At 71.8% G+C, this 21,939-nt stretch carries 22 protein-coding genes; 5 read left to right on the forward strand and 17 right to left on the reverse strand.

The genetic code is table 11. The annotated features are described in order from the left end of the window. Window positions 1-29: 29 nt before the first annotated feature. Window positions 30-890: a dihydropteroate synthase gene (gene folP / locus AB0I68_RS04080; RefSeq protein WP_363175595.1), complete on the forward strand. Its 861-nt coding sequence runs from the start codon at window positions 30-32 to the stop codon at window positions 888-890. Window positions 891-1,097: 207 nt separating this feature from the next. Here the strand turns inward: folP and AB0I68_RS04085 are convergent, their stop codons facing one another. Together AB0I68_RS04085 and dapE are read right to left on the reverse strand one after the other, a co-directional pair. After that, on the reverse strand, window positions 1,098-1,856 hold the full coding sequence (locus AB0I68_RS04085) for a TIGR00730 family Rossman fold protein (protein WP_363175596.1): 759 nt from the start codon (window positions 1,854-1,856) through the stop codon (window positions 1,098-1,100). A 64-nt stretch (window positions 1,857-1,920) separates the two neighbouring features. Then, window positions 1,921-3,000 carry a succinyl-diaminopimelate desuccinylase gene (gene dapE, locus AB0I68_RS04090; protein WP_363175597.1) on the reverse strand — a complete coding sequence of 360 codons (1,080 nt, stop codon included), beginning with the start codon at window positions 2,998-3,000 and terminating at the stop codon, window positions 1,921-1,923. An 86-nt stretch (window positions 3,001-3,086) separates the two neighbouring features. Here dapE and AB0I68_RS04095 point away from each other — a divergent pair, with 86 nt between their 5' ends. Together AB0I68_RS04095 and AB0I68_RS04100 are read left to right on the forward strand one after the other, a co-directional pair. Further along, window positions 3,087-4,043, forward strand: a complete 957-nt coding sequence (locus AB0I68_RS04095; protein WP_363175598.1) for a hypothetical protein — start codon at window positions 3,087-3,089, stop codon at window positions 4,041-4,043. A gap of 286 nt (window positions 4,044-4,329) precedes the next feature. After that, window positions 4,330-4,701 carry an ATP-binding protein gene (locus tag AB0I68_RS04100; RefSeq protein ID WP_363175599.1) on the forward strand — a complete coding sequence of 124 codons (372 nt, stop codon included), beginning with the start codon at window positions 4,330-4,332 and terminating at the stop codon, window positions 4,699-4,701. A gap of 104 nt (window positions 4,702-4,805) precedes the next feature. Here the strand turns inward: AB0I68_RS04100 and dapC are convergent, their stop codons facing one another. Further along, window positions 4,806-5,900 carry a succinyldiaminopimelate transaminase gene (gene dapC, locus AB0I68_RS04105; RefSeq protein ID WP_363175600.1) on the reverse strand — a complete coding sequence of 365 codons (1,095 nt, stop codon included), beginning with the start codon at window positions 5,898-5,900 and terminating at the stop codon, window positions 4,806-4,808. 140 nt (window positions 5,901-6,040) lie between these two features. Then, complete coding sequence (gene fdxA / locus AB0I68_RS04110; protein WP_114054017.1) at window positions 6,041-6,367, reverse strand: ferredoxin; 327 nt, start codon at window positions 6,365-6,367, stop codon at window positions 6,041-6,043. Between the two features lie 117 nt (window positions 6,368-6,484). On the opposite strand from fdxA, the gene AB0I68_RS04115 reads away from it, so the two are divergent. Both AB0I68_RS04115 and AB0I68_RS04120 read left to right on the forward strand, forming a co-directional pair. Then, window positions 6,485-7,498, forward strand: coding sequence for a GNAT family N-acetyltransferase (locus tag AB0I68_RS04115; RefSeq protein ID WP_363175601.1), 1,014 nt, complete (start codon window positions 6,485-6,487; stop codon window positions 7,496-7,498). Then, on the forward strand, window positions 7,495-8,286 hold the full coding sequence (locus AB0I68_RS04120) for a transglutaminase-like domain-containing protein (RefSeq protein WP_363175602.1): 792 nt from the start codon (window positions 7,495-7,497) through the stop codon (window positions 8,284-8,286). The genes AB0I68_RS04115 and AB0I68_RS04120 overlap by 4 nt, the downstream gene beginning before the upstream one ends. 28 nt (window positions 8,287-8,314) lie before the next feature. On the opposite strand, the gene AB0I68_RS04125 is transcribed toward AB0I68_RS04120, so the two are convergent. The 13 genes from AB0I68_RS04125 to AB0I68_RS04185 all read right to left on the reverse strand — a co-directional run bounded on the left by AB0I68_RS04125 (window position 8,315) and on the right by AB0I68_RS04185 (window position 21,780). Beyond that, complete coding sequence (locus tag AB0I68_RS04125; protein WP_363175603.1) at window positions 8,315-8,932, reverse strand: response regulator transcription factor; 618 nt, start codon at window positions 8,930-8,932, stop codon at window positions 8,315-8,317. After that, window positions 8,929-10,071: a sensor histidine kinase gene (locus AB0I68_RS04130; RefSeq protein ID WP_363175747.1), complete on the reverse strand. Its 1,143-nt coding sequence runs from the start codon at window positions 10,069-10,071 to the stop codon at window positions 8,929-8,931. The genes AB0I68_RS04125 and AB0I68_RS04130 overlap by 4 nt, the downstream gene beginning before the upstream one ends. 59 nt (window positions 10,072-10,130) lie before the next feature. Beyond that, window positions 10,131-10,886: an ABC transporter permease gene (locus AB0I68_RS04135; RefSeq protein WP_363175604.1), complete on the reverse strand. Its 756-nt coding sequence runs from the start codon at window positions 10,884-10,886 to the stop codon at window positions 10,131-10,133. Further along, window positions 10,880-11,839, reverse strand: a complete 960-nt coding sequence (locus AB0I68_RS04140) for an ABC transporter ATP-binding protein (protein ID WP_363175748.1) — start codon at window positions 11,837-11,839, stop codon at window positions 10,880-10,882. The genes AB0I68_RS04135 and AB0I68_RS04140 overlap by 7 nt, the downstream gene beginning before the upstream one ends. A gap of 188 nt (window positions 11,840-12,027) precedes the next feature. Beyond that, complete coding sequence (locus AB0I68_RS04145; protein ID WP_363175605.1) at window positions 12,028-13,890, reverse strand: peptidoglycan binding domain-containing protein; 1,863 nt, start codon at window positions 13,888-13,890, stop codon at window positions 12,028-12,030. Window positions 13,891-14,248: 358 nt separating this feature from the next. Next, a complete protein-coding gene (locus tag AB0I68_RS04150) occupies window positions 14,249-14,632 on the reverse strand; it encodes a DUF6113 family protein (protein ID WP_363175606.1) in 384 nt (127 codons plus the stop codon). Then, complete coding sequence (gene mshB, locus AB0I68_RS04155) at window positions 14,629-15,555, reverse strand: N-acetyl-1-D-myo-inositol-2-amino-2-deoxy-alpha-D-glucopyranoside deacetylase (RefSeq protein ID WP_363175607.1); 927 nt, start codon at window positions 15,553-15,555, stop codon at window positions 14,629-14,631. Before mshB ends, AB0I68_RS04150 begins: the two co-directional genes overlap by 4 nt. Before the next feature lie 32 nt (window positions 15,556-15,587). Next, window positions 15,588-15,782 carry a hypothetical protein gene (locus AB0I68_RS04160; RefSeq protein ID WP_030291103.1) on the reverse strand — a complete coding sequence of 65 codons (195 nt, stop codon included), beginning with the start codon at window positions 15,780-15,782 and terminating at the stop codon, window positions 15,588-15,590. Between the two features lie 365 nt (window positions 15,783-16,147). After that, window positions 16,148-17,218, reverse strand: a complete 1,071-nt coding sequence (locus AB0I68_RS04165) for a dipeptide ABC transporter ATP-binding protein (RefSeq protein WP_363175608.1) — start codon at window positions 17,216-17,218, stop codon at window positions 16,148-16,150. After that, on the reverse strand, window positions 17,211-18,185 hold the full coding sequence (locus AB0I68_RS04170; protein ID WP_363175609.1) for an ABC transporter ATP-binding protein: 975 nt from the start codon (window positions 18,183-18,185) through the stop codon (window positions 17,211-17,213). Before AB0I68_RS04170 ends, AB0I68_RS04165 begins: the two co-directional genes overlap by 8 nt. Before the next feature lie 12 nt (window positions 18,186-18,197). After that, window positions 18,198-19,205, reverse strand: coding sequence for an ABC transporter permease (locus AB0I68_RS04175; protein WP_363175610.1), 1,008 nt, complete (start codon window positions 19,203-19,205; stop codon window positions 18,198-18,200). Next, window positions 19,198-20,121, reverse strand: a complete 924-nt coding sequence (locus tag AB0I68_RS04180; RefSeq protein ID WP_352211650.1) for an ABC transporter permease — start codon at window positions 20,119-20,121, stop codon at window positions 19,198-19,200. The genes AB0I68_RS04175 and AB0I68_RS04180 overlap by 8 nt, the downstream gene beginning before the upstream one ends. A gap of 30 nt (window positions 20,122-20,151) precedes the next feature. Further along, window positions 20,152-21,780, reverse strand: coding sequence for an ABC transporter substrate-binding protein (locus AB0I68_RS04185; protein ID WP_363175611.1), 1,629 nt, complete (start codon window positions 21,778-21,780; stop codon window positions 20,152-20,154). Between the last annotated feature and the right edge of the window lie 159 nt (window positions 21,781-21,939).

The raw sequence follows: 21,939 nt of genomic DNA on the forward strand, positions 1-21,939 counted from the left end.
CGAGGGCCGCCGGAGGAGGAAAGAACGGGATGCTGCGACTGGGCAGGCGCGAGTTCGACACCCACGAGCCGGTGATCATGGCCATCGTGAACCGGACTCCGGACTCCTTCTACGACCAGGGCGCGACGTTCCGCGACGAGCCCGCGCTGGACCGGGTCGAGCAGGCGGTCGCCGAGGGCGCCGCGATCATCGACATCGGCGGGGTCAAGGCGGGCCCCGGCGAGCACGTGGACGCGGTCGAGGAGGCCCGGCGCACGGTCGGCTTCGTGGCGGAGGTACGGCGCCGCCACCCGGACGTGGTGATCAGCGTCGACACCTGGCGGCACGAGGTCGGCGAGGCGGTCTGCGAGGCCGGGGCGGATCTGCTGAACGACGCCTGGGGCGGCGCGGACCCGAAGCTGGCGGAGGTCGCCGCACGCCACGGCGTCGGCCTGGTCTGCACCCACGCGGGCGGGGTCGAGCCGCGCACCCGGCCGCACCGGACGACGTACGACGACGTGATGGCGGACATCCTGCGGGTCACGGTGGGACTGGCCGAACGCGCGGCCGCGCTGGGGGTCCGCCGGGACGCGATCATGATCGACCCGGGCCACGACTTCGGGAAGAACACCCGCCACTCGCTGGAGGCCACCCGCCGCCTGGGCGAGATGACCGACTCGGGCTGGCCGGTGCTGGTCTCCCTGTCCAACAAGGACTTCGTCGGCGAGACCCTCGACAAGCCGGTCAAGGAGCGCCTGTTGGGCACCCTGGCCACGACGGCCGTCTCGGCCTGGCTGGGCGCCCAGGTCTACCGCGTCCACGAGGTGGCGGAGACCCGGCAGATCCTGGATATGGTCCGCTCGATCCAGGGCCACCGCCCCCCGGCAGTAGCCCGCCGCGGACTGGCCTGAGCCCGACGGCCGGAGGCCGACGCAGCCGCTCGAAGCCGGTAAGGCGCCCCGGCGCCGCACCGCGCGAGAGCGGCGTCGAGAAGGGGCTCCTGGATATGGTCCGCTCGATCCAGGGCCACCGCCCCCCGGCAGTAGCCCGCCGCGGACTGGCCTGAGCGGCATCACGAAGAGCCCCCGGCGATTGTCCGCCGGGGGCTTGCGCAACGGCTACTTGCTGACTTCCTTGGTCACGAGCGCGATCGCCTCGTCCACGTTGTCCGTGACGTGGAAGAGGTACAGATCGCGCTCCGAGGCCTTGCCCTGCGCGATCACCGTGTGCTTGAGCCAGTCGACCAGGCCGGACCAGTACTCCGTCCCGAACAGCACGATCGGGAACCGGGTGATCTTCTGGGTCTGCACCAGGGTCAGGGCCTCGAACAGCTCGTCCAGCGTGCCGAGTCCGCCCGGCAGGACCACGAAGCCCTGGCTGTACTTCACGAACATCGTCTTGCGGACGAAGAAGTACCGGAAGTTCAGACCGAGATCCACGTGCTGGTTGAGCCCCTGTTCGAAGGGCAGCTCGATGCCCAGGCCCACGGAGATGCCGTTGGCCTCCCGGGCTCCCTTGTTGGCCGCCTCCATCGCGCCCGGACCGCCGCCCGTGATCACCGCGAAGCCCGCCTCGACGAGCGCGCTGCCGATCTGCACGCCGGCCTCGTACTCCGGCGAGCCGGCGGGCGTACGGGCCGAGCCGAACACGCTGATCGCCGGCGGCAGCTCCGCCAGCGTCCCGAAGCCCTCGATGAACTCCGACTGGATGCGCAGGACCCGCCAGGGATCGGTGTGCACCCACTCGGAAGGCCCGGCCGAATCCAGCAGCCGCTGGTCCGTCGTACTGCCCGCCTGCACCTGGCTCCGCCTGCGCAGCACCGGCCCGAGCTGCTGCTCCTCGGGTCGACGACGAGCGTTGCCTTCGGGGTTGCCCATGATGTGCTCCCTCCTGCTGATCGTTGGATCAGGGTAGGCGCACAAAGGTGACGGCAAGCGGAATTCAGGTGGTCAGCCAGGCGCGGAGTCGTTCCTCGCAGTGGAGGATCGCCTTGGTCTCCACCCGCTCGTCCACCTTGTGGGCCAGCAGGGCGTCGCCCGGGCCGTAGTTCACCGCCGGGACGCCGATGGCGCTGAAGCGGGACACGTCCGTCCAGCCGAACTTCGGCATGGCGCGGCCGCCGACCGCCTCCATGAAGGCCGCCGCCGCGGGGTGGGAGAGGCCGGGGAGGGCGCCGCCGGAGAAGTCGTCGATCACGAACTCCTCGACGCCGCAGTCCGCGAAGACCTCCCGGACGTGGGCGATCGCGTCGTCCATGCTGCGGTCGGGGGCGAAGCGGAAGTTGACCGTCACCGTGCACGCGTCGGGGATGACGTTGTTGGCGACGCCGCCCTCGATGCGGACCGCGTTGAGGCCCTCGTGGTATTCGAGGCCGTCGATGACGGGCTTGCGGGGCTCGTACGCCGCGAGTTTGGCGAGAATCGGGCTCGCCGCGTGGATGGCGTTGGAGCCCATCCAGCTGCGCGCGGAGTGGGCGCGCTCGCCGGAGGTGCGGAGCAGGACGCGCAGGGTGCCCTGGCAGCCGCCCTCGACCTCGGCGTTCGACGGCTCCAGCAGGACCGCGAAGTCACCGGTCAGCCAGTCGGGGTGGGTCTCGGCGACCTTGCCCAGGCCGTTGAGGTCGGCGGCGACCTCCTCCTGGTCGTAGAAGACGAAGGTGAGGTCGCGGTTGGGCTCGGGCACGGTCGCGGCGATGCGCAGCTGTACGGCGACGCCGGACTTCATGTCGGTCGTTCCGCAGCCCCACAGGACGTCATTCTCGTCCAGACGGGACGGGACGTTGTCGGCGATCGGCACGGTGTCGAGGTGGCCGGCGAGGACGACGCGCTCGGCCCTGCCGAGGTTCGTGCGGGCCACGACGTTGTTGCCGTACCGGTCGACCGTGAGGTGCGGGAGGGCGCGCAGCGCCTGCTCCACCAGATCGGCGAGGACCTTTTCGTCGCCGCTCACGGACGGGATGTCGACGAGCCGGGCGGTCAGCTCGGCGGCGTCCAGGGTGAGGTCCAGCTCGGATTCGGACATGGCTCTGACCCTAACGCCCCGGGCTGCGACGAACCTCCCACGTCCGGCCGGTGGACGCGCCGCGTGGCTCAAGTACGGTGGGCGGCGTGTCCCAGAGCGATCACCCCCGCCCTCGCCGCCGCCGGCCGCTGCTCAAAGTCGCCGGTGCGTTCGTGCTGCTCGCGCTGATCGGCTACTTCGCCGTGCAGTACAACTCGACGAACGGCGGTGGCGGTGCCCCGCACTGCACGGCCGGCCCGCGGACGGGCTCGGGCGGTGTCGACATGACCCCCGAGCAGGCGGCCAACGCGGCGACGATAGCCGCGGTCGGCGTGGCCAAGGGCCTGCCGGACCGGGCCGTGACCATCGCGCTGGCGACCGCGATGCAGGAGTCGGCGCTGCGCAACCTCGACCACGGCGACCGGGATTCGCTCGGCCTGTTCCAGCAGCGGCCCTCGCAGGGCTGGGGCACTCGGGAGCAGATCATGGACCCGGTGTACTCGGCCGGGATCTTCTACGAGCGCCTCGTCGCGATCAAGGGGTACTCGCGGCTCCCGCTGACGGAGGCCGCGCAGCAGGTGCAGCTCAGCGGCTTCCCCCAGGCGTACGCGAAGCACGAGCCGGACGCGACCGTCCTGACGGCCGCCTTCGCCGGTGACGGCGAGCTCACCTGCGGCGGGCCGGCGCCCACCGCGCCGGGCAACCCGGAGAAGGTGCGGACGGAGCTCACCCGGATCTTCGCCAAGGACAAGACGCACACCGCTCCGGCGCAGCCGAGCCGGACGCAGGACGCGGCCGGGAAGGTCAAGGAGGCCGAGGTGACCTTCGTCGAGAAGCGGGACGGCGGCGCGTCCGCGGCGCGCGGCAGCAAGGCGATGGCGGGCTGGGCGGTGGCCAACTCCCGCGGGATGGGCATCGCCCGGGTCTCGTACGGCCGGCAGGGCTGGGTGGCGGGCGAGGCGAAGGGCAAGTGGCAGCAGCAGGCCGGCCAGGGGGCGAAGGCCGGCGCCGGCGATCCCCGCGACGCGGAGCCCGGCGCGGTACGGATCTTCGTCGCCCAGTGACCCGGCGTTCCTCCGGGCCGGCGTTCCGCTGCCCGGGCGCCCGCTGACGCGCCGACCGCGCCGCACGGTCGCCTGTACGAGACGTCCCCCGCACGGGGGTGACCCGGCGGGCGGCCCGATCCGCCCCCGGGCGGAAGGAAGCCCTGGTCGGCGCACATTCAATGAGCTTGTCGCGGAAGCCGATTAAACGATGCGTTACTGATCCTTTACCCGGTGGCTCCGCAACTCCACCCACCCCCCGAGCGGTTGTACACGGCGTACTCAGCCGCTACCGCTTAGGAGCATCATGTCCCTCCCCCTGACCCGCCGGATCGCCCGTACCGCGCTGCTGCTCGCAGCCGGGGCAGCTCCCGTGGTCGGTGCGGCCGGCGCGGCCAGCGCCGCGGGCCTGGAGTCCGTGCCGCAGCTGGGCGCCCTCACGAGCCCGGACACCGCGGGCGACGTGGTCGGCACCGGTGAGGCCGCCGCCGCCACCGCGACGGGCACCGCCGCCAAGGCCGTACCCGGCGCCCCCACCGAGGTCACCGACACCGCGGGCGCCCTGCTCGGCGGTCTGCCGGCCAAGGGCCTGCCGACCGGTGAGCTGCCGACCGGCAACCTGACCGGCGCGGTTCCCACCCAGGGGCTGCCGCTGGGCGGCCTCCCGCTGGGCGGCTGATCCGCCGCAAGCAGGAACGCCGAGGGGCCGGGAGTGCGCACTCCCGGCCCCTCGGGCTGTCTGCGGGTCCCGGACCGGACCCGGACCGGCGCGGAGGCGGCGGATCAGGCGAGGCGCTTGACCGCCGCGTCGACGCGCTCGTCCGTGGCCGTGAAGGCGACGCGGACGAACTGCGCGCCCGCCTCGCCGTAGAAGTCGCCCGGCGCGACCAGGATGCCCAGCTCGGCGAGGTGCGCGACCGTCTCCCAGCAGGGCTCGTCCCGGGTCACCCACAGGTAGAGGCTGGCCTCGCTGTGCTCGACCCGGAAGCCGTGCGACTCCAGGGCCGCCCGCAGCGCCGCGCGCCGCGCGGCGTAGCGCCCGCGCTGCTCCTCGACGTGCGCGTCGTCGCCGAGCGCGGCGACCGTGGCCGCCTGCACCGGGGCCGGGGTCATCATGCCGCCGTGCTTGCGGATCTCCAGCAGTTCGCCGAGCACGCCGGCGTCACCGGCGATGAAAGCGGCCCGGTAGCCCGCCAGGTTGGAGCGCTTGGAGAGGGAGTGGACGGCGACGATGCCCTCGTACGAGCCGCCGCAGACGTCGTCGTGCAGGACGGAGACCGGCTCGGCCTCCCAGCCCAGCTCCAGGTAGCACTCGTCGCTGAAGAGCAGGATCCCGTGCTCGCGCGCCCAGGCCACGATCCGGATCAGGTCTTCCTTCGGGATGACCTTCCCGGTGGGGTTGGACGGGGAGTTGAGCCACAGCAGCTTCACGCCGGCCGGGTCGAGCTCGGTCGGGTCGTCGTAGACCACCGGCTCGGCGCCGCACAGCCGCGCGCCGACCTCGTACGTCGGGTAGGCGAGCCGGGGGTACGCGACCTTGTCCCCGGCGCCCAGGCCCAGCTGGGTCGGCAGCCAGGCCACCAGCTCCTTGGAGCCGACGACCGGCAGGACGTTGCGGTGTCCGGCGGCGCTCGCGCCCAGGCGGCCCTGCAGCCAGCCGGTGATCGCGTCGCGCAGCGCGACGGTGCCCCACACCGTGGGGTAGCCGGGGGAGTCGGCGGCCGCGACGAGGGCGTCCTGGATCAGCTGCGGGACCGGGTCCACGGGCGTGCCGACCGACAGGTCGACGATGCCGTCCGGGTGGGCCGCCGCCGTCTTCTTGTACGGCTCCAGCTTGTCCCAGGGGAAGGCGGGAAGACGTGCGGATACTGCGGCCACGGTGTTCTCTGCTCTCTACTGGTGCTGGACGTACTGGACGTGCCGGTCGTACCGGACGTACGGGCAAACGACTCGGTCCCGCGCGGCACGGGGGCCGTACGGGACCGAAGCACGCGTTCTGCCGTGTGGGGCAGTGGCCGTCAGTGGCCTTCGCCCATGGGCGGCAGCGCGGCGATGAAGGGGTGATCGCGCTCGATCAGGCCCAGCTTGGAGGCACCACCGGGCGAACCGAGCTCGTCGAAGAACTCGACGTTCGCCTTGTAGTACTCCTTCCACTCTTCCGGAGTGTCGTCCTCGTAGAAGATGGCCTCGACCGGGCAGACCGGCTCACACGCACCACAGTCGACGCACTCGTCCGGGTGGATGTACAAGGACCGCTGGCCCTCGTAGATGCAGTCGACGGGGCACTCTTCGATGCATGCCTTGTCCTTGACGTCGACACAAGGCTCCGCGATGACGTAGGTCACGCTCTCGTTCCTCCTCGGTAGGGCTTTCCATATCGCGCGGGAGCGCGGCGTCGTCGATGCCCACGCCTAGTATCTCCGTTCCCGGGCACGATCCGAACAGGAGGGGCGGACAGAGCTGTGGAAATCACTGCCGGTGGGCTGCTGGAGATCCGTATTACCCCGGCTGACGTGGGTAAACGTGTCTCTGTACGACGGGTGGAGAGCGGGTGGAGCGAGTCACCGTCGTTCACCGACACGGTAGGGGTTCTCACATCCTGGAACCAAGGTGTGCTGACGATCACACGAAAGAGCGGTGAGTCCGTCCGCATCGCGGAATCGACGCTGGTGGCGGGCAAGGTCGTGCCCCCGGCACCGGCCCGGCGGAGGGGTCCCGCAGCTTCCTTCGCGGAGCTGGCGCGGGTCGGGGCGCGGGCCTGGCAGCCGCTGGAGAGCGAGCCGCTGGGCGAGTGGACGCTGCGGGCGGCCGGCGGGTTCACCCGGCGGGCCAACTCCGTGCTGCCGCTCGGCGACCCGGGAATTCCGCTGGACGAAGCACTCGCGCGGGTGACGTCCTGGTACACGGACCGCGAGCTCCCGGCATACGTGCAGACGGCGACGGGGGCGGCCGGCACCCAGGAGCTGCTGTGCGCGGAGCTGGAGCGCCGGGGCTGGGTGAACGAGGTGTCGGCGGAGGTCCGGATCGCGGCGCTGGCGCCGATCGCGGACGTCGACACCGATGCCGCCGCCGGCGCCGCCGGCGCCGCCGGCACCGCCTCGGAGGTACGGCTGACCCGTGCCCCGGACGAGGAGTGGCTCGGGCGGTACGGGCGGGTCAAGGACCCGGAGGTGGCCCGGCGGGTGCTGGTCGCGGGGCCGTCGGTGTGGTTCGCGACGCTGCCCGGCCGGGCGATCGGACGGCTGGTGGTGGACGGCCGGTGGGCCGGCTTCGCGGCGGTCGAGGTCGACCCGGCGCACCGGCGCGCGGGCCTCGGCACGACGGTGATGGCGGTGCTGGCCCGGCAGGCGCTGCAGGAGGGCGCGTCGGCGGCGTGGCTGCAGGTCGAGGCGGACAACGCGGGGGCGCGGGCGCTGTACGACGGCCTGGGCTTCGCGACGCACCACGCGTACCACCACTTCCGGGCGGCGCGATGAGCGCGGAATCCCGGGAGCGGTTCGCGGAGGAAGCCCGCTCGGAGCGGCCCGACCTGGCGCTGCTGTGCCTGCTGCTCGCCGCCGAGGCGGACCCGGAGCTGGACGAACGGGCCATGGACTGGGCTCAGATCGAGCTGGACCGGCTGGCGGGGCTGCTGCCGTACGGGCTGCGCGGCGGGAAGGCGTGGGCCTCGGCGGTGACGGAGCTGCTGGGCGGCCGGATGGGCTTCCACGGCACGCCCGGGGACTACGACCGGCTGTCGTCCTCGCTGCTGCACGAGGTGCTGCGGCGGCGCCGGGGCCTGCCGATCCTCCTGTCCGTCGTCTGGCTGGAGGTCGCACGGCGGGCGGGTGCGCCCGTGTACGGGCTGGGGCTGCCGGGGCACTTCGTGGTGGGCTTCGGGGATCCGGACGAGGGGCTGGTGGTGGACCCCTTCGCCGGAGGCGCCTCGCTGGGCGCCGGTCCGGCGGAGCTGGCCGCCGAGCCGCGCACGCCGGCCCGGACGCTGGACATCGTCCTGCGGATCCTGAACAACATCAGGGCGTGGGCCTCGGCCCGTCCCGAGCAGTCGGCGGTGGCGCTGTGGGCGCTGGACCTCTCGCTGCTCCTGCCCTCGCACCCGGCGTCGCTGCGGTACGAGCGGGCGAAGCTCCTGGTGGAGCGCGGCGAGTTCGCCTCCGGCGCGGCGGAGCTGGAGTCCTATGCGGTGGTCGTCGACGCGATCGATCCGCCGGCGGCGGCCCGCATCCGGGGCGAGGCCCTGGCAGCCCGCGCCCTGCTGAACTGACCCGGGCCCCTGCCCCGGCCGGGGTTGGCTACAGCCAGCCCTTTTCGCGGGCCACGCGGACCGCTTCCGCGCGGTTGCGGGACGCCAGCTTCTGGATCGCCGTCGAGAGGTAGTTGCGAACCGTGCCCTGGGACAGGTGCAGGCGGGCCGCCAGTTCGGCGTTCGTCGCCCCGTCCTCGGCCGCCCGCAGGATCTCCCGTTCCCGGTCGGTCAGCGGGTTCGCGCCCTCCGCCAGGGCCGCCGCCGCCAGGGTGGGGTCGATGACGCGCTCGCCGGCCAGGACCTTGCGCACCGCGTCCGCCAGCTGCGCGGCCGGGGCGTCCTTGACCAGGAACGCCGAGGCCCCCGCCTCCATCGCGCCGCGCAGGTAGCCGGGGCGGCCGAAGGTCGTGAGGACGACGATCTTGAGGTCCGGGACCGCGGTCCGCAGGGCCGCCGCCGCCTCGATGCCCGTCATGCCCGGCATCTCGATGTCGAGCAGCGCGACGTTCACGTCGTGCGCCCGGGCAGCCGCCACCACCTCGTCGCCGCGGGCGACTTGGGCCAGCACCGAGATGTCCGGCTCCAGTCCGAGGAGGGCCGCGAGGGCTTCCCGGACCATGGACTGGTCCTCCGCCAGGAGGATCCGGATGGGGCGTGCGCTCATGAGCCCGATCCTAGGGGGACGCGGGCCAGCAGGCGGAAGCCCTTCTTGCCGGACTGGCCGGCCGACAGCGTGCCGCCCACCGCCTCCAGGCGTTCCGTCAGGCCCGTCAGGCCGTTGCCCGCGGCCGAGGGGCCGCCCGCGCCGTCGTCCGCGACCGACAGCTCCACCACCGGTCCGGCCAGGGTCTGGAGGGTCTCCAGCCGGACCGTGCACCGCTGCGCCCCGCTGTGCCGGACCACGTTCGTCACCGCTTCCCGGAGCGACCAGGCCAGGGCCGACTCCACCTCCTCGGGGAGTTCCCCCACCGGCTCCCCGGGGAGGTCCGCCAGTACGCCCGCCGCCGTCAGTGCGGTCCGCGCGCCGGCCAGTTCGCCCGGCAGGGTCGGCCGCCGGTAGCCGCTCACGGCCTCCCGTACGTCGACCAGCGCCTGCCGGCTCACCTTTTCGATGTCGGCCACCTGCTGGGCCGCCTGCTCGGGGCTGCCCGGCAGCATCCGCCCCGCCAGCTCGCTCTTGAGCGTGATCAGGGACAGCGAGTGGCCGAGGAGATCGTGCAGGTCCCGGGCCATCCGCAAGCGCTCCTCGTTCGCCGCGAGCTGCGCCACCGTGGCCCGCGCCTCGCGCAGTTCCATCGTCGTCCGGATCATCGCGCGGATGCCGACCATCGCGAACCCGCCCATCAGGGCCGGGATCAGCAGTCCGGCCATGTACGCGTCGCCGCCCGGCACCGCGAGGGCCGTCAGCGCGAGCAGGGCGGTGGCGCCGGGCACCGTGAAGCGGGAGATCTCCCCCGGCAGCGCGGCGCCGGAGGAGATGGACACGTACACGAAGAGGACGAGCCATTCGCGGCCCAGGGTCAGCGACAGGATCGTGGCCTGCGCGGAGAGGACCGCCACCGAGAGCAGCACGCGCCGCACCTCGGTCTGCCGGGCGGTGCGGAAGACCAGGAGCAGGTACCAGGCGACGAAGGTCACGAGCCCCAGGCCGCCGAGCAGCCGGGCCCCGAGGCTGTGTCCGCCGCTGATCAGGTCGGTGACGGGGGCGCTGAGGTAGAACAGCCAGAGGCCGATCCACAGCGACTTCACGACCTTCTGCCGGCGGTTCTCGGGGCGGAGCCCGATCCGGGGCCCGCCCTTCATCCCCGTCATACCGGTCTCGATCACCGGCACCGTCGCGCTGCTCACGCTCGTCACACCCGTCATGCCTTCAGTGAGTCCTTGCGGTACAGCCAGGCGGCGGCACCGGTGAACAGTACGAAATACACCGCCAGGATCGCCACGTCCTTGAGGTGCGGCGCCCCGCCGAGCTCGATGGCCTGGCCGAGGCCCGCGTAGGCCCGGGTCGGCAGCCACTCGCAGATGTTCTGGAGCCACTGCGGGAAGTTGCCGGTCGGCATCCACAGGCCGCCGAGGATCGACAGGCCGAAGTAGAACAGCATCGTGATCGGGCGCACGGTGTCGCCGCTCGCGAGGTAGCCGATGGCCACGCCGAGGGCGGCGAAGACCAGGCTGCCGGCCCAGATGGAACCGGTGAGGGCGAGCCACTGCCAGGCGTCGAACCGGACGCCCTTGACGCCCGCGGCGACCGCGAACACGACGAGGATGGCGGGCAGGGAGAGCACGGCGGCGCTGGCGGTCTTGCCCAGGACGTAGCCGCGGCCGGGCAGGGCGGTCAGCCGGAGCTGGCGCACCCAGCCCTTCTCGCGCTCCTTGGCGATGCGCTCGCTGTTGCCCATCAGGACGGCGGTCAGGGCGCCGAAGGAGGCCATGGAGACCATATAGAAGGCGGGCATGGTCAGTTCGGTGCCCAGGACCTTCGTCGTGCCGTCCAGGGTGCCGCCGAGCATCAGGAAGAGGGCGGCCGGGTAGAGGACGGTGAAGAACAGGTACTTCTTGTTGCGCAGGGCGCGGCTGATCTCGAGCTTGATGAGCTTGATCGTTCCGGTGGTCAGCATGACGCGTTGGCCTCCTCGGCCTCGGTGAGGGCGATGAAAGCCTGTTCCAGGCCCAGCCCGGCGACTTCCAGGTTCCGGGGGTAGAGCCCCAGGGCGTACACGGCGTGGACGGTGGCGTCGGCGTCGCGCGACTGGAGCCTGACCGTGTCGCCGTGGCGCTCGAAGGCCGTCAGGTGCGGCAGGGCGCGCAGCGCGGCCTCGTCCACCGGGGCGTCCCCGGCGAGGTCGAAGGCGATCCGGCGGGCGCCGGCCTTGGCCTTGATCTCGGCGGCGGTGCCGTCGGCTAGCAGCCGGCCCTTGTTCAGTACCAGGACCCGGTCGGCGATCGCGTCGGCCTCTTCCAGGTAGTGCGTGGCGAAGAGGACCGTGCGGCCCTGGGCGGCCTGCTCGCGCATCGTGGCCCAGAAGGCCTGGCGGGAGGTGACGTCCATGCCGGTGGTCGGCTCGTCGAGGACGATGAGGTCGTTGCGTCCGGCCGTGGCGAGAGCGAAGCGGACGCGCTGCTCCTGGCCGCCGGAGAGCTTGTTGACCATGCGGTCGGCTATCTCGGTGATCCCGGCGCGGCTGAGCACCTCGTCCACCGGGTGGCGGCGGGGGTGCAGGGCGCAGCCGAGGGCGACGACCTCCCGTACGGTCACGTCCTCCATGAGGCCGCCGCTCTGGAGCATCGCGCCGACCCGGCCGGCCGCGACGGCCTCGCGCGGGGTGGTGCCGAAGAGGTGGACGGTGCCGGAGTCGGCGGGGCGCAGGCCCAGCAGCAGGTCGAGGGTGGAGGACTTGCCGGCGCCGTTGGGACCGAGCAGGGCGACGGTCTCCCCGGGGTGGAGTTCGAGGGAGAGGCCGTCGACGGCGCGGACCGCGCCGTAGCTCTTGGTCACGTTCTGAAAGGCCACCACGGGGCCGGCACCGGGACCGGTGTCCTGCGCGGCGGTGGTGTGCGCCGAGGTCGTCATCGTCATGACTGAAGACTCCCTCGTACGGGGGTGCGCGCGGCAGTGTCTGCGGTCGTGAGTGGCGGATGACAGATGTCATGCGGTCGGGGTGACGACCCGGCCGGGCCCGGTGCTGCGGGGCATGGCGGCGGGCATGGCGGAGCCCCCGTCCGAAGGCCGGACGGGGGCTCCGCCAACGCGGCCGGCCGTCAGCTGGCGTTGGTGTTGATCGTGCCGGTCCGCTCGGCGGGCGTCTTGCCGCGCAGGGCCGTGCCGAGGGCGCCGGCGACGTCCTGCGGGGTGACCGCGGTCTTCTCGCCCGTACCGCGCATGATCAGGACGCCGTCGAAGGTGTTCCCGTACGTCGCCTTGAGCGCCTCGAGGTCGTACTTCTCGACCAGGTGCCCGTCCACGACCTGCATGCTGAGGATCTTGGGGAGGGACTTGGCGCCGAAGGCCAGGGACTTGCCGCCCGCCTTGACGATGGCGTTGCCGGACATCGCGGGCTCGGCGAACTCCTTCATGGCCCGGTCCAGTTCGGCCTGGTCGACGACCGGGTTCTTGGTGGTGACCGGGAGTTCGAGCGGGGCCGCCTTGCCGGTGGCCACCATGTCGCGGAAGGCCTTGGTGACCAGGGCCGCGGAGGCGTCCGCGTCCAGGGTGGAACCGGCCTTGCCGGGGACGGCGACGGCCTTGCCCGTGTCGAACTTGATGGTGCCCTCGGTGGCGGTGCCGGCGGTTGCGGCCAGCTCCTGGAGCGCGACCTGCAGCTTCTCCTCGTCGACCGGCATCACGGGGTCGGCGATGCGCTCGTTGCCGAGGAGCGAGCCGATGACCGTGACGGGGTTGTAGTCGCTGCCCGCCGCGTTGCGGACGGTGGTCTGGGCGTCCAGGCTCAGGCCCGCCTTGTCGGGCTTGAGCTCGACCTGCTTGCCGCCGACGGTGAGCGTGAGCGGGGAGGCCGCACGGTTGCCGAAGGCCGTCTGGAGCTTGGCGACGGCCTCGTCGCGGCTGCCGCTGATGTCGACGCCGAGGACGGTGGTGCCCTTGGGGACGTCGGAGTGGTTCAGGAGCAGCCCGGCGCCGTAGGCCACGCCGAGCAGCGCGATGAGGCCGCTGCCGACGAGGAGCAGCCTGGAGCGGCCCTTCTTGATCTTGGTCGGCGTCACGGAGGCGGGCTTCGGACGCGCGGGGGCGGCCGGCACCGGGGCGGGCACCGGGGTCGGAAGCGGCTCGTCCAGCTCCGGTCCGGGCCAGCGGGGCGACTCGCCGTCGTGGGGGGCGCCGACGGGGGCGGTGCCGAGCGCGGGGCCGCCGGTGGGGCCCGCCGGGGCGCCGGGGCCCCCGGGGCCCGGGCCCGCCGGGCCGCCGTACACGGGGAACGCTTCGGTCGAGGGTCCTTCGCCGCCGCCGTAGCCGGGCAGGCCCGGGGTCGTGCCGACGCCGGGGCCGCCGGGCCGGCGGGGGGCGAAGGGCGCGTCGGGGCCGGCGCCGGGGCCGCCCGGACCGTAGCCGGGGCCGGCCGGAGCGGGCACCGGGGCCGGGGCGAAGCCGTGGGCGGGCGTGTCGAAGCCGGGGCCGGCCGGGGCGCCCGTACGCGGGCCCGCTGGGCGGGGAGCGCCCGGGGCGCCCGGGGCGAAGCCGGACACCGGAGCACCCGGGGCGCCGGCGCCGGGCGGCGCCGGGGTGCGGGTGGGCAGCGCCGGGGAGGGACCGGCCGGCGTACGGGTGGGCAGCGCGGGCGCGGGGCCCACGGCGGCCGGGGTGCGGATCGGCAGCGCCGGGGCCGGTGCCGGGGTGGGCGCGGGCGCCCCGGCGGGCGACTTGCGGGGGGCGAACCAGTTGCTGGCCGGCTCCTCCGGCCCGGCGGCGGGCGCGGGCTCCGGCGCGGCCTGCACGGCCACGGGCTCGGCCTCGGGCTCCGGCTCCGGCTCGGCGGCAGCCGCCACGGGCTTGCGTACGACCACCGGCGGGATCGGCCGCGAACCCGGGATGTTGATCCGGATCCGGGTCGTCAGGGTGGTCTCGGTCTTCGGCCCGTCGGTGTCGGGCGTGGACGGGTTCGAGGTCACAGGGTTCTCCTCCGAGACAGTCGCCGCACCGGGCCCGGACGGCACGGGCAAGGACGGGTACTGGCCGGTTCCGTACGGCGGTGTACCCGAGGGGTAAGCGGCTCCACCGCGCCCCTGGGGCCCGGAGGACGAACTGTCGGTTTCACGACTCAAGGCAGGTTCTCCCGGTTGGCTCCGCCGCCCGCGTGCCGTGCGCGGGCAGCTCGGCGGCCCGACCACCATACTGGCCGCCGCCCTCGCGCAACTGTCCTAGGGGAATCAGGGATTCCTCTTCGCCCCCTCCAGAGGCCCTCCGAGCAGCCCGGGGACCCCGGCCCAACCCCCGTGAACGCGCACCTCGGCGGAGTTCAACGGCACGTCACTTGCCGGACTGCGCGGCCGAAACCGGCCGCTCGAACGGGCCGCGCAGCGTGGCGCACATCACAGCCAGCACCGTCCCACCCAAAAGGTAGGCGTACGTGGCGATTCCGGACGAACCGAGCAGGAAGTCCCCCTCGGGGCGCGGGGCGCTGAGCAACACGTACGCGAGGAACCAGCCGATCGCACCGGCGCCCACCCCGAACCCGGTCCCGACGGCGATCCGGCCGCCGAGGAACAGACCGAAGAGGGCCAGCAGTCCCAGCAGCAGCCCGGCGGGGAACCACAGGTCCACGACGAGCCAGCCGGCGGCGCCGGTCAGCAGACCCGCCGCCAACAGGCCGAACAGGGTGGCGATCCGCGCGGGGGTCAGGGTCGCGGTCATGCCTGCACCCCCGCGAACAGGTCGTGCTCGCGCTCGCCCGCCGGAGCGCCCGGCCGGCCCGCGGCCAGTTCGTAGTACTCGCGGGCGAACAGCGGCTGCGCGAGGTCGTTGGAGAGGGCGAAGAAGGGCCCCTCCACGGCGATCTGGGTGGCGTGGGCGCGCATCGCGGCCGCCTTGGCCGCCACGAAGGCCTCGTCGGCCCCGATCTCGGCGGTGATCCGCTCGTCGGCGACGACACCGGGCACGTCGTCCGGCGAAGCCAGCCCCGGGAAGGGGGCCTTGGCCTCCCCCTCGGCTGCCGTCGGGGGGTGCCCCCAGGCCGCCTTCAGCCGGGCGAAGCCCTCCTCGACCACCGAGCGCGGGACCCGGTTCCAGTAGATCTTCGCGATCTCCCACGGGTCGCCGAGGTCCCGGCGGTACGTGGCCTCCGCGGCCAGCTCCGCGCCGCGCATGGCGACCCGGTGGGCCTGGATGTGGTCGGGGTGCCCGTAGCCGCCGTCCGGGTCGTAGGTGACCAGCACCTGCGGGCGCAGCTCGCGGATGACCTCGACGAGGTGCGCGGCGGCCTCGTCCACGTCGGCGGACCAGAAGGACCCGGGCCGGCGGTTCTGCTCGGCGCCCATCATCCCGGAGTCCCTGAAGTGGCCGGGGCCGCCGAGGAACCGGTGGTCGGTGACGCCGAGTTCCGCCATGGCGGCGGCGAGCTCGCCGATGCGGTGGGCCCCGAGGGTGTCGTCACGGTCGGGCGCCAGGTGGGCGAGCTCGGGCGGGATGACCTCGCCCTCCTCACCGAGGGTGCAGGTCACGAGTGCGACGTGGGCACCCTCGGCCGCGTACTTGGCCATGGTGACGCCGTTGTTGATCGACTCGTCGTCCGGGTGCGCGTGGACGAGGAGAAGCCGACGGGCGGGAAGACCGTTCATGGAGCCAAGCCTACGATCAAGCGGCGAGCGGCCTACAACTTGAGGCCACTGATCATGCTGGCCACGTTCGTGGTCAGCTGGCTGAGGGTCGGCGCGATGGTCGAACTCGCCAGATAGAACCCGAGGAGCACACAGACAACGGCGTGTCCCGCCTTCAGGCCCGACCGGCGGACCAGCAGGAAGACGACGATCGCCAGCAGCACCACGGCCGAGATCGAGAGTGCCACGGCGTTTCACCTCCACGTCGAGCGGACATCGGTACGCGTACTCGTACTCAGTGCTCGGCGGAGTCATACCCACCGTGCGCTACGGATCATAACTATCCGTACCAGCGCATCGATCGAATTCCGGCAGCACGAGGGGCGCACCCCGCGCACGCGCAGGGTCACACGGGAGGCCGGCCGGGGAGCCTGTACACCTCCCCGGCCGGCTGTCGGCACCCGCACGGCCGCACGGGACCCAGGCTGCACGCCTCAGATCTCGGGACAGAAACGGTCAAGTTGCCTGCGTGTAAACCGCGTTGGCGGGAAAGCGGCCCTGACGGAGCGAATCCGCGCGGGGTGGCGTGAAATCGCCCCTCGGGCTGCGCCGGTCACTCCTGCGTCGGCGGGGCCGGCGAGGAGGGGGGCGGGGGAAGATCGCCGGGAGGCGGGACGACCTGTTTCTCCGCCGCGAAGTGGCAGGCCGAGGGGTGGGCCGCCGGGCCGGAGCGGAAGGCCTCGGGGACGGCCAGCAGCGGGACCTCGTCCGTGCAGCGCTGGCGGGCCTTCCAGCAGCGGGTGCGGAAGGGGCAGCCCGACGGCGGGTTGGCCGGGGAGGGGACGTCACCGCTCAGGATGATCCGCTCGCGGTGGGCGCGGGCCTGCGGGTCCGGGACGGGCACCGCCGACAGCAGGGCCTGGGTGTAGGGGTGGGTGGGGTGGTCGTAGATCTGGGTGTCGGTGCCGATCTCCACCACCCGGCCCAGGTACATCACACCGACCCGGTCGGAGATGTGCCGGACGATCGAGAGGTCGTGCGCGATGAAGACGTAGGAGAGGTCGAACTCGTTCTGGAGCCGCTCCAGAAGGTTGACCACCTGCGCCTGGACCGAGACGTCGAGCGCGGACACCGGCTCGTCCGCCACGATGATCTCCGGCTGGAGGGCGAGGCCGCGGGCGATGCCGATGCGCTGGCGCTGGCCGCCGGAGAACTGGTGCGGGTACCGGTTGATGTACTCGGGATTGAGCCCGACCACGTCGAGGAGTTCCCGGACCTTGCGGCGCCGGTCGCCCTTCGGGGCCACCTCGGGGTGGATGTCGTAGGGCTCCCCGATGATGTCGCCGACCGTCATGCGCGGGTTCAGCGAGGTGTACGGGTCCTGGAACACCATCTGGATGTTGCGTCGGACCGCTTTGAGGGCCTTGCCGGACAGCCTGGTGATGTCCTCGCCCTTGTACGAGATCGCGCCGGCCGTCGGGCGTTCCAGGTTGACCAGCATCTTGGCGACGGTGGACTTGCCGCAGCCGGACTCGCCGACGATGCCCAGGGTTTCGCCCCGGGCGAGGCCGAACGAGACCCCGTCGACCGCCTTGACCGCGCCGACCTGCTTCTTGAAGAGGATGCCCTGGGTCAGCGGGTAGTGCTTGACCAGGTCCCTGACCTCCAGGATGGTCTCAGCCACGGAGGCACTCCTTCCAGAAGAAGCACGCGCTCGCGCGGTCCGGGCCGGCCTCCGCCAGCGGCGGGACGTCGGTGCGGCAGACCGGCTGCGCCATCGGGCAGCGCGGGTTGAAGGCACAGCCGGCCGGGATGGCCAGCAGGTTCGGCGGCAGGCCCTTGATCGCGTACAGCTCCTGGCCCTTCTGGTCGAGGCGCGGGATGGAGTCGAGCAGTCCCCTCGTGTACGGGTGCGCGGGCGCGGCATAGATCTCGTGGACGGGGGCCGCCTCGACGATCCGGCCCGCGTACATGACGGCGATCTTGTCGGCGACGTCCGCGACCACGCCGAGGTCGTGGGTGATGAGGATGAGCCCCATGTTGAGCTCGCGCTGGAGCTCCGCCAGCAGGTCCATCACCTGGGCCTGGACGGTGACGTCCAGCGCGGTCGTCGGCTCGTCCGCGATGATCAGGGAGGGCTCCAGGGCCAGCGCCATCGCGATCATGATGCGCTGGCGCATGCCGCCCGAGAACTGGTGCGGGTAGTCCCCCACCCGTTCCTTCGCCCCGGGGATCTTCACCCGGTCCATCAGCTCGACGGCCTTGGCCTTGGCGGCCTTGCGGGACATCCCGCGGTGGACCTCGTACATCTCGCCCAGCTGGTCGCCCACGCTCAGCACCGGATTGAGGGAGGACAAGGCGTCCTGGAAGATCATCGCCATGTCGGCGCCGCGGATCCTGCGCCGCTCGTCCTCCTTCATCTTCAGCAGGTTCCTGCCCTTGAACAGGATCTCGCCGCCCGCGATCCGGCCCGGCGGCACGTCCAGGATGCCCATCACGGCCTGGGCGGTCACCGACTTGCCCGAGCCGGACTCGCCGAGCACGGCGAGCGTCTCGCCCTCGTCCACCGAGTAGTTGACGCCGTTGACGGCCTTGGCGACTCCGTCCCGCGTACGGAACTCCACATGGAGGTCGCGGACTTCGAGCAGCATGGTGCCCACTCCTCAGCGCAGCTTGGGGTCGAGGGCGTCGCGCACCGCGTCGCCGAGCATGATGAACGCGAGCACGGTCAGGCTCAGCGCGCCCGCCGGCCAGAGCAGCATGTGCGGCGCGTTGCGGATCTGCGAGGCCGCGTTGGAGATGTCGATGCCCCAGGAGACGGTGGGCGGGCGCAGGCCGACGCCGAGGAAGGACAGGGTGGCCTCCAGGGAGATGTACGTGCCCAGGGCGATGGTGGCGACGACGATGACGGGCGCGATGGCGTTGGGGGCGACGTGCCGGAGCAGCATCCGGCCGTTGCCGGCGCCCAGGGCCCGGGCGGCCTGGACGTAGTCGTTCTGTTTGGCGGCGATGACGGAGCCGCGGCCGATGCGGGCGATCTGCGGCCAGCCGAGGAGCACGATGAAGCCGACGACGGGCCAGACGGTGGTGCTCGTGACCACGGACAGGAAGACCAGGCCGCCCAGGACGACGGGGATGCCGAAGAAGATGTCCGCGACCCGGGAGAGCAGCGAGTCGCCCCAGCCGCCGAAGAACCCGGCGAGCCCGCCGAGCACCGAGCCGAGCAGGGCCGCGCCGAGGGTGGCGCAGACGCCGACGGTGATGGAGGCGCGGGCCCCGTAGACGGTCCGGGTGTAGACGTCGCAGCCCTGGGTGTCGTAGCCGAAGGGGTGGCCGGGGGCGGAGCCCTGCTGGGACTTGGACAGGTCGCACTGCAACGGGTCGCCGCTCGCGATCAGCTGCGGCCAGATCGAGATGATCACGAGGAACAGGATCACCAGCGAGGAGATGACGAAGACGGGGTTGCGGCGCAGCTGGTGCCAGGCGTCGGACCACAGGGAGCGGGCCTTCTCCTTGGGCCCGGGCCCGGTGGGGTCGTCGCCGAGTGTCTTCTCCAGGCTCTCGGCCTCGTCCAACGCGAGGTCTATGGGCCCGCCCTGGCCGGTGGGAGCGATGGCTTCCCCCTCTCCGGGCTGCAACGGGTCGTAGACGGGTCCCTCGGGCTCAGGCATAACGGATCCTCGGGTCCAGGACCGCGTAGAACAGGTCGACGAGCAGGTTCGCCACCAGGAAGACGATGACGAGGATGGTCACGAAGCCGACCACCGTCGGGGAGTTGTTGCGCAGGATGCCCTGGTAGAGCTGGTACCCGACGCCGTGGATGTTGAAGATCCGCTCGGTGACAATGGCGCCGCCCATCAGGGCGCCGATGTCGGTGCCGATGAAGGTGACGACGGGGATGAGCGAGTTGCGCAGCAGGTGGCGGGTGACGACCCGGCGGCGCGGGAGTCCCTTGGCGGTCGCGGTGCGGACGTAGTCGGCCTTCGTGTTCTCGGCGATGGAAGTGCGCGAGAGCCGCGTGACGTAGGCGAGGGAGACCAGGGCGAGCACCATGCCGGGCAGGATCAGCTCGTTGAAGGGGGCGTCCGGGGAGACGGTGGGCCGCACCCAGCCCCATTTGACGCCGAAGAGGTACTGGAGCAGGTAGCCCATCACGAACGTCGGCACGGAGATGACGACGAGGGTGAGGACGAGGACGGTGGTGTCGACGGACTTGCCGCGGCGCAGGCCGCTGATCACGCCGAGGGTGATGCCGATGACGATCTCGAAGAAGATCGCGACGATGGTCAGGCGCAGGGTGACGGGGAAGGCCGAGGCCATCAGCTCGGTGACCGGCTGGCCGTTGAAGGCCGTGCCGAAGTCGCCCTGGAAGATCTGGCCCATGTAGTGCAGGTACTGCTCCCACAGGGGGCGGTCGAGGTAGAGGTCCTTGCGGATGCGCGCGGCGGTGGCGGGGTCGGGCGCCTTGTCGCCGAAGAGGGCGGCGACCGGGTCGCCGAGCGCGTACACCATGAAGAAGATCAGGAACGTGCTGCCGATGAACACCGGGATCATCTGGAGCAGCCGCCGGATCACATAACGTCCCATGGACTGCTCCAGGATCGATCCGACGGAGGGTCAGCTGACCTTGATCTCGTTGTAGACGGGGACGCTGAACTGGTTGAGTGCCACGTCCGAGAGCCGCTCGGCGTAGCCTGCGCTGCCGTTCTGGTACCAGAGCGGGATGGCCGGCATCTGCGCGGCGAGGATCTTCTCGGCGTCCTGGAACTTCACGATGGCCTTGGCCGCGTCGCTCTCCTGGTTGGCCTCGTCGACGAGCTTGTCGAAGTCCGGGTTGCTGAACTTCCCGTAGTTGGAGGAGGCGCCGGTGTAGTAGAGCGGCTGGAGGAAGTTCTGGATCAGCGGGTAGTCGGCCTGCCAGCCGGAACGGAAGGGGCCGGTGAGCTTGAAGGAGCTCTGCTGGTTGCGGAAGTCGGCGAAGGTGCCGATCGGGTTGACCGTGCAGACCGGGCCCTCGCCGAGCGCGTTGTTGATGCTGTTGCAGACGGCGTCCATCCACTCGCGGTGCGAGCCGGTGTCCACGTTCGACGTCAGCGCGACCTTGCCGCCGGGGAGCCCGCCGGCGTCCTGGATGAGCTTCTTGGCCGCGGCCGGATCGTACTTGCAGGCGTCGCCGCAGAGCGTGGCGTTGAAGCCGCCCTTCTCGCCGAGGGCCGGGGAGGTCCAGTCCTTGGCCGGGGTGCGGGTCTCCCGGAAGATCTGCTTGGTGATCTCGTCGCGGTTGATCGCCATCGAGATGCCGCGGCGGACGTTCTCCATGCCCTCCTTGCTCCACTGGGGGTCGTACAGGGGGAAGGTGAGGGTCTGGATGATGAGGGCCGGCTGGTTGATGTACCGGTCGCCGAGGTCGTTCTTGACGTTCTTCAGCTGCTGCGCGGGGACGTCGTCGACGAGGTCGAGGTTGCCGGAGATCAGGTCGGTGTAGGCGGTGTTGTTGTCGGTGTAGACCTTGAGGTCGACGCCGCCGTTCTGCGCCTTGTCCTCGCCCGGGTACCCGGCCCACGTGCGCAGCTTCATGCCGGTGCCCTTGGTGTAGGAGTCCACCGTGTACGGGCCGTTGCCGATCGGCTTGTTCAGCCAGCCGGCGTGGTCGGTGAAGAAGGCCTTGGGCAGCGGGGAGAAGGCCTGGTAGCCGAGGGTCTCGGGCCAGGTGGAGAACTTGTTCTTCAGGGCGACCGTGAAGGTCTTGGGGTCCTTGACGACCAGTCCGGACATCGTCTTGGCCTTGGGCTCGCCGGACGCGGGGTGGACGTCCGCGTAGCCGACGATGTCGGAGAAGAACGGCGAGTTGTTCTGTTTGTTGCGCACGTCCGCGCCGTAGTTCCAGGCGTCCACGAAGGACTGGGCGGTGACCGGCTCGCCGTTGCTGAACTTCCAGCCGTCTTTCAGCGTGATGGTGAAGTTCTGGCTGTCGGTCGTCTCGATCTTCTCGGCGAGCATGTTGTCGGCCTGCCCGGTCTTCGGGTCGTACCGCTTGAGGCCGCGGAAGATCATGTCGAGGACCTTGCCGCCCTGCACCTCGTTGGTGTTGGAGGGCTCCAGCGGGTTCTGCGGATCACCCCACGAGGAGCTGACGATCCCCGCGCCACCCCCGCCTCCGCCGCTGTCGCTACCGCCGCATGCCGTCGCCGCGAGGGCGACGGCCACCGCACATGCGGCCCACTGGGCCTGGATGGCTCCACGCATGGAGTGCCTCCTGTGACTCCTTCCCCCGGACGAATCCGGGGGACTTCTCACTCGGCTCCGTGGAACCTCGTGACGGCCAAGCCCTGACCGCTGCCCGAGGGCAGAGCCACAGCATACCCGCCAATGTCACCCCATGTGCCGCTCTATGCACGTTCGGTT

This window comes from Streptomyces sp. NPDC050448, assembly GCF_040655295.1.
Lineage (GTDB): Bacteria > Actinomycetota > Actinomycetes > Streptomycetales > Streptomycetaceae > Streptomyces.